Source organism: Moorena sp. SIO3I6 (assembly GCF_010672095.1).
The window spans coordinates 1-4,386 of the sequence record NZ_JAAHHU010000360.1; the positions used below are offsets into that span (position 1 = coordinate 1).

Annotated in this window: 5 protein-coding genes; 2 read left to right on the plus strand and 3 right to left on the minus strand. The window is 43.5% G+C overall.

Annotated features, from left to right (window positions below; genetic code table 11):
• Positions 1-341 precede the first annotated feature (341 nt).
• Positions 342-1,259, minus strand: coding sequence for a DUF1822 family protein (locus F6K49_RS35995; RefSeq protein ID WP_293104517.1), 918 nt, complete (start codon positions 1,257-1,259; stop codon positions 342-344).
• Between the two features lie 36 nt (positions 1,260-1,295).
• A complete protein-coding gene (locus tag F6K49_RS36000; protein WP_293104520.1) occupies positions 1,296-1,952 on the minus strand; it encodes a hypothetical protein in 657 nt (218 codons plus the stop codon).
• A 186-nt stretch (positions 1,953-2,138) separates the two neighbouring features.
• On the opposite strand from F6K49_RS36000, the gene F6K49_RS36005 reads away from it, so the two are divergent.
• Together F6K49_RS36005 and F6K49_RS36010 are read left to right on the plus strand one after the other, a co-directional pair.
• Positions 2,139-2,324 carry a hypothetical protein gene (locus F6K49_RS36005; RefSeq protein WP_293104523.1) on the plus strand — a complete coding sequence of 62 codons (186 nt, stop codon included), beginning with the start codon at positions 2,139-2,141 and terminating at the stop codon, positions 2,322-2,324.
• Between the two features lie 151 nt (positions 2,325-2,475).
• Positions 2,476-3,465 (plus strand): BadF/BadG/BcrA/BcrD ATPase family protein, encoded by a 990-nt coding sequence (locus F6K49_RS36010; RefSeq protein ID WP_293104526.1) that lies wholly within the window; start codon positions 2,476-2,478, stop codon positions 3,463-3,465.
• A gap of 64 nt (positions 3,466-3,529) precedes the next feature.
• Here the strand turns inward: F6K49_RS36010 and F6K49_RS36015 are convergent.
• The coding region (locus tag F6K49_RS36015; RefSeq protein ID WP_293104529.1) for a DUF4351 domain-containing protein at positions 3,530-4,386 on the minus strand (857 nt) is incomplete at its 5' end.

Below are 4,386 nucleotides of genomic sequence, written 5' to 3' on the forward strand. Positions count from 1 at the left end.
TTTGGCAAAAGGCTTTTCCTATACAAACTGAGCGAGAACGTGGGACGTCAAGTTTTTTGATCACACTAATCATATCAAGTTACTTTTGTCAAGTTTTTTGTAAAGAAATATGTTTATAAAGCATAGCTTATTAAGGGGGATTTAGGGGGATCAAAAGCCTGAACAAAATTCCCAATGGTCGATCCCCCCCAGCCCCCCTTAATAAGGGGGGAGTCGGAAAAGTGCCCCTTATTAAGGGCAAGGCTGATTCCCTGAAAAACCTCTTGCCTCTTGCCTTTTGCCTCTTGCCTTTTGCCTTAAAAAGCTCTTCACCCAAATAATAATTGGTATATCTCTCTCCTTCAAACCTGAAACCTTTCCGTTACACTAGCTTCACCTAAAGACACCTTAATTCCGAAGTCATCTCCCTGTTGAGCATTAAACTGATATTGAATGAATTCATCATTACTTCTGGCGGTTACTTCGGTAAAAACTTCTCCGGTTGCAGTCAGTATCGATAGTTTCAAATTCGGAGGCAAGGTTAGTGCTTCACCGTTGGGATAAACTTGGGCTCGAACGCTGGCAGTTTCCTTGTCAATTTTTCCGACAGTAATAATTAAAACGACAGGATTACCCGCTAATTCTAGCCCTAAATCAAATAAATCAATTGGTTTAGCTCGTTGTTGCTGGTATTCGGTATTTCTAAATGCTGGTCTAAGTTGTGGAGACAGCAAATCGCTAACCGACTGCCAATCTACTTGAAAATTCCCCTTAAACCATTCCACTAAGTTCACGACATTTGATTCCAGCTCTGGTAATTGGTTAATTAACTGCTCAAGAGACTGGATTTTACTAATCTCCAAGCTTCCTACCAGTGCAGTTTTGGAAAATCCTAGCAGTTTAGCTTGATTACTTGCTTGATTAATTTCTACCACCACATAACCAACTCGGTCTTGGCGACTTTCTGGTGGTATGTGACAAACTAGGTCACCAGGTAAAACAGGACGACATTCCAATTTACCCCAATCTTTAACCATCAAGTCGGATACATTCATAAGCGATCGCAGGGCTGGATTGCTGCTATCACTTGCTGGTAAATCAGTTTCTACTTCCAGACACTTTTGTAAGTAGAAGTTTACTGCATAAACTGCTAATGTATTTAGGTAAACGTCTTGAGCTTTATCCGGTTCGTGCTGTTCCCGACTAAAGGTTTCTGCTAGTTGATACCAATCTCTGGTAATAGGCACAGAAAATGATAATTTTTTCGTTAAGTTATTCATTATTACTCTCTCGATACATTGAATCTTGTTTGTGAGTTATTCCTGCAAGTATTCCTTAAACGTGTCAGCAAAATACTTGCAAGAGCGCCAGTAGAAACTTTGCACCGTTGACCATTGCTTTGGCTCTAACCCAACCGCAACAGCAGTCTCTTTCCAACTCTTCCGGTCTAGGTATAAAAGAGCTATAGTTCTGAAATTGGCTTTAGGATGTCCTTTAACGTGTTTGCTGGCAAACAGCCCATCAGAGTCTTCTTCAATACACTGACGTATAAGCTGTGAAGGTAACGGAGTGTCTTCTGGTTGGGCAACGGTATCTAAATAAGTCATACCAGATTGATTGACTTTACCCCCATCGGAAGAGTTTATTGGTGCATCTAGTGAGCACTCCTTTACCCCTTTGGTATGTCGTTTCTTGGCATCAATCAACCGCCACTTGAGGACACTATTAATCCAGTTAATCACCGGACCTCTCGGTTGATAAGTGTCAATTTTTCTACACAGATACCACCAAGTCTCTTGAAGTGCTTCATCGTAAACCTCCTGGGGGGTGTCATATCTCCTGCGAGATAATTTGCCGGATGCTTGAATCATTTGAATCAGCCGAGTCAGGGCTAGACGACGGTCACAGCTTTTTGGGGAATGCTTTTGAGCCTTCAAAGCTAGCTGTTGCAGTCGTTCGTCCAGTGCGTCCATGGGTTAACTCCATCTCAATCCATCTCCTGGATGCACCTTTCTAAATAACTAACGGTGGCTAACCCTGGATTCTATGCAAAGTCGGAAAAAATTTTTTAAATGGGCTCTCTAGGGGGATTTGGCATGGAATCGCTCTTTGAGAAAGTTAACAAAAACAGATGAGGCTGTTGTTTTTTATCCCTGCCCATGTACAATCCTAAAACCATCAAGCGTTGGCTCGTCGGACTTATTGCTATTCCTTTAATTTGGTCAGCCTACTCCGAGTATCAAGGTAAACCCTTTACCCAAGCCAGGGATGTGATCAATTCCCTGGTGCAAGTCACAGTATTAGTGGATGCCCTTGTCAAGCCAGAAGACTCAGACAATAACTAATTGTTGGTTTTTAGCTGGTTTTGAATGCGATCGCTAAACTGGCATCTTGGTAGAACTGGCATCTTGCCAGTTTCATTTCTTTGCTGATGTGGAACTGGCATCTTGGTGGAACTGGCATCTTGCCAGTTTCCTTATAGTTAACTAACTATATATGAGCACCTGTATAATCGGAATAGATGGCGGTGCCAGTAAAACCCTTTGTGTAGTCCTCAACCACCAAGGTCAAGTCCTAGGTCGAGGAGAAGCCGATGCCTCCAATTATCACACCGTTGGTATCAAAACCGCTTTCGCCTCCATAGAATCAGCCATTCGCCTCGCCACCCAACAAGCTTCCGCTAAACTATCCATAGAATCGGTCACAGTGGAAGCCATTTGTTTGGGATTAGCCGGTGTTGGTCGTCCACGAGATAGAGAAGTAGTGCAAGGCTTCGTCCAACAGTTGTTGTCAAGTCAGACAATTCCCGTCACTTGGGCATTACTCCCCTCTAATGTTGTTATTTGTGATGATGCTTTGATTGCCTTAGTGGGGGGAGTAGGTAAGCCTGTGGGAGTTGTTGCGATCGCAGGCACTGGATCAATCGTTTTTGGACGCAATGCCCAAGGAAATACCAAGCGAGTTGGTGGCTGGGGGCATATCCTAGGAGATGTTGGCAGTGCCTATCACATTGCTGTCTCTGGATTACGAGCCGCGATCAACGCCTATGATGGCTTTGCAGTAACTAGTCTAACAATAACTAGTCTTCAGGAGCGCTTTACCACCCATTTTAACTTATCAAAGTTTAATTATATCACAGATGTCATCTATCGGCCAGGGTGGGGAGTCAAAGAAATTGCATCCTTAGCACCAATTGTGGATCAAGCAGCCGCTGAAGGGGATCAGGTAGCCCTTAGCATTATCCAAGATACAGTTAATCAACTAGTAAAAGCTACCCAAGTTGTAATTGAAAGCGTCTTTACCCCTGACTCACAATGTGAAGTAGTAACCACCGGAAGTGTCTGGCATGGTCTTTCCTCAATCCGTCAGCAATTTGAATCATCCCTTGTCAGGCTTAGCCCTAATGCTAAAGTGATTTGGCCTCGCTATGAGCCTGCTTATGGTGCCGGTTTGTTAGGGTTGCGGAGCCTAGGCAAAAGGCAATAGGCAAGACGCAAGAGGCAAGAGTAACCCACCCCTAACGGTCGAGGTGGGGTGTGGCCTTATTTAATTAATTGGGCAAATGTTGAGTAAACTCATCTAGGGAGTTAACCGTTAATGCTGTGGCCATCAACTCTTCTAATTGTTCAAGAGTTAAGGATTGAATTGAGACGGATATCTCGACAGGAATCTCTGAAAATCGCAGTTTAAGGATGCGCTCTAAACTGCCTCGACGTTCTTGTTGGATGCCTTGTTCAATCCCTTGTTCAATCCCTTGTTCAATCCCTTGTTCAATGCCTTGAGCAACCCCTTGTTGGATGCCTTGTTCAATCCCTTGTTCAATCCCTTGAGCAAGACCCTCTTGTAAAATCTCTTGATACCAGGGTGATTCTCGTAATACTGTCATATCCCACCTCATGATTTGTTGAATTAAGGGTATCTCTAAAACAAAGCTAGCGAAGAAAGCTAACAATGGCTCTAGTTGATTCAAGGTTTGATCCGCTCGTAGAGCCTGCACCGCTGACCGCAATTTCGATTCACTACCACCTCCAAATAAGATCGGGACAAATGGAAATAGGGGAGGTAATGGTTGTTCTAATACTAATTCAGCCTCTACTTCCCACAGATTAATTACCCGATAATCTTGACGCGCCTTTAATCCCATGAATTCCCTGTCGTAACAGTCAACGATTGTGACTGTAGCTGGAGGTGGCAAGATGTTAATTAATACCGGATAAGCAGATAAGTTGTATTTCTCCTCAGCTAAAGCCACATAATTGCGCATTCTCTGAGGCATGTTCTGGTCATAGCGTAGTTGTAATTCATTGAGAATCAGAAATTCGGAGTGTTCAGGACTAGACGCTTTTACAATGACATCGCTTTCGCGACTAATCCATTGAAACTCAGCATCGAGTAACTGAGATGCCC

What these genes read in the sequence shown, in the direction of transcription:
- F6K49_RS35995 (WP_293104517.1), bottom strand. Translation starts at nt 1,259, where the DNA reads ATGAATAACTTAACGAAAAAATTATCATTTTCTGTGCCTATTACCAGA.
- F6K49_RS36000 (WP_293104520.1), bottom strand. Translation starts at nt 1,952, where the DNA reads ATGGACGCACTGGACGAACGACTGCAACAGCTAGCTTTGAAGGCTCAA.
- F6K49_RS36005 (WP_293104523.1), top strand. Translation starts at nt 2,139, where the DNA reads ATGTACAATCCTAAAACCATCAAGCGTTGGCTCGTCGGACTTATTGCT.
- F6K49_RS36010 (WP_293104526.1), top strand. Translation starts at nt 2,476, where the DNA reads ATGAGCACCTGTATAATCGGAATAGATGGCGGTGCCAGTAAAACCCTT.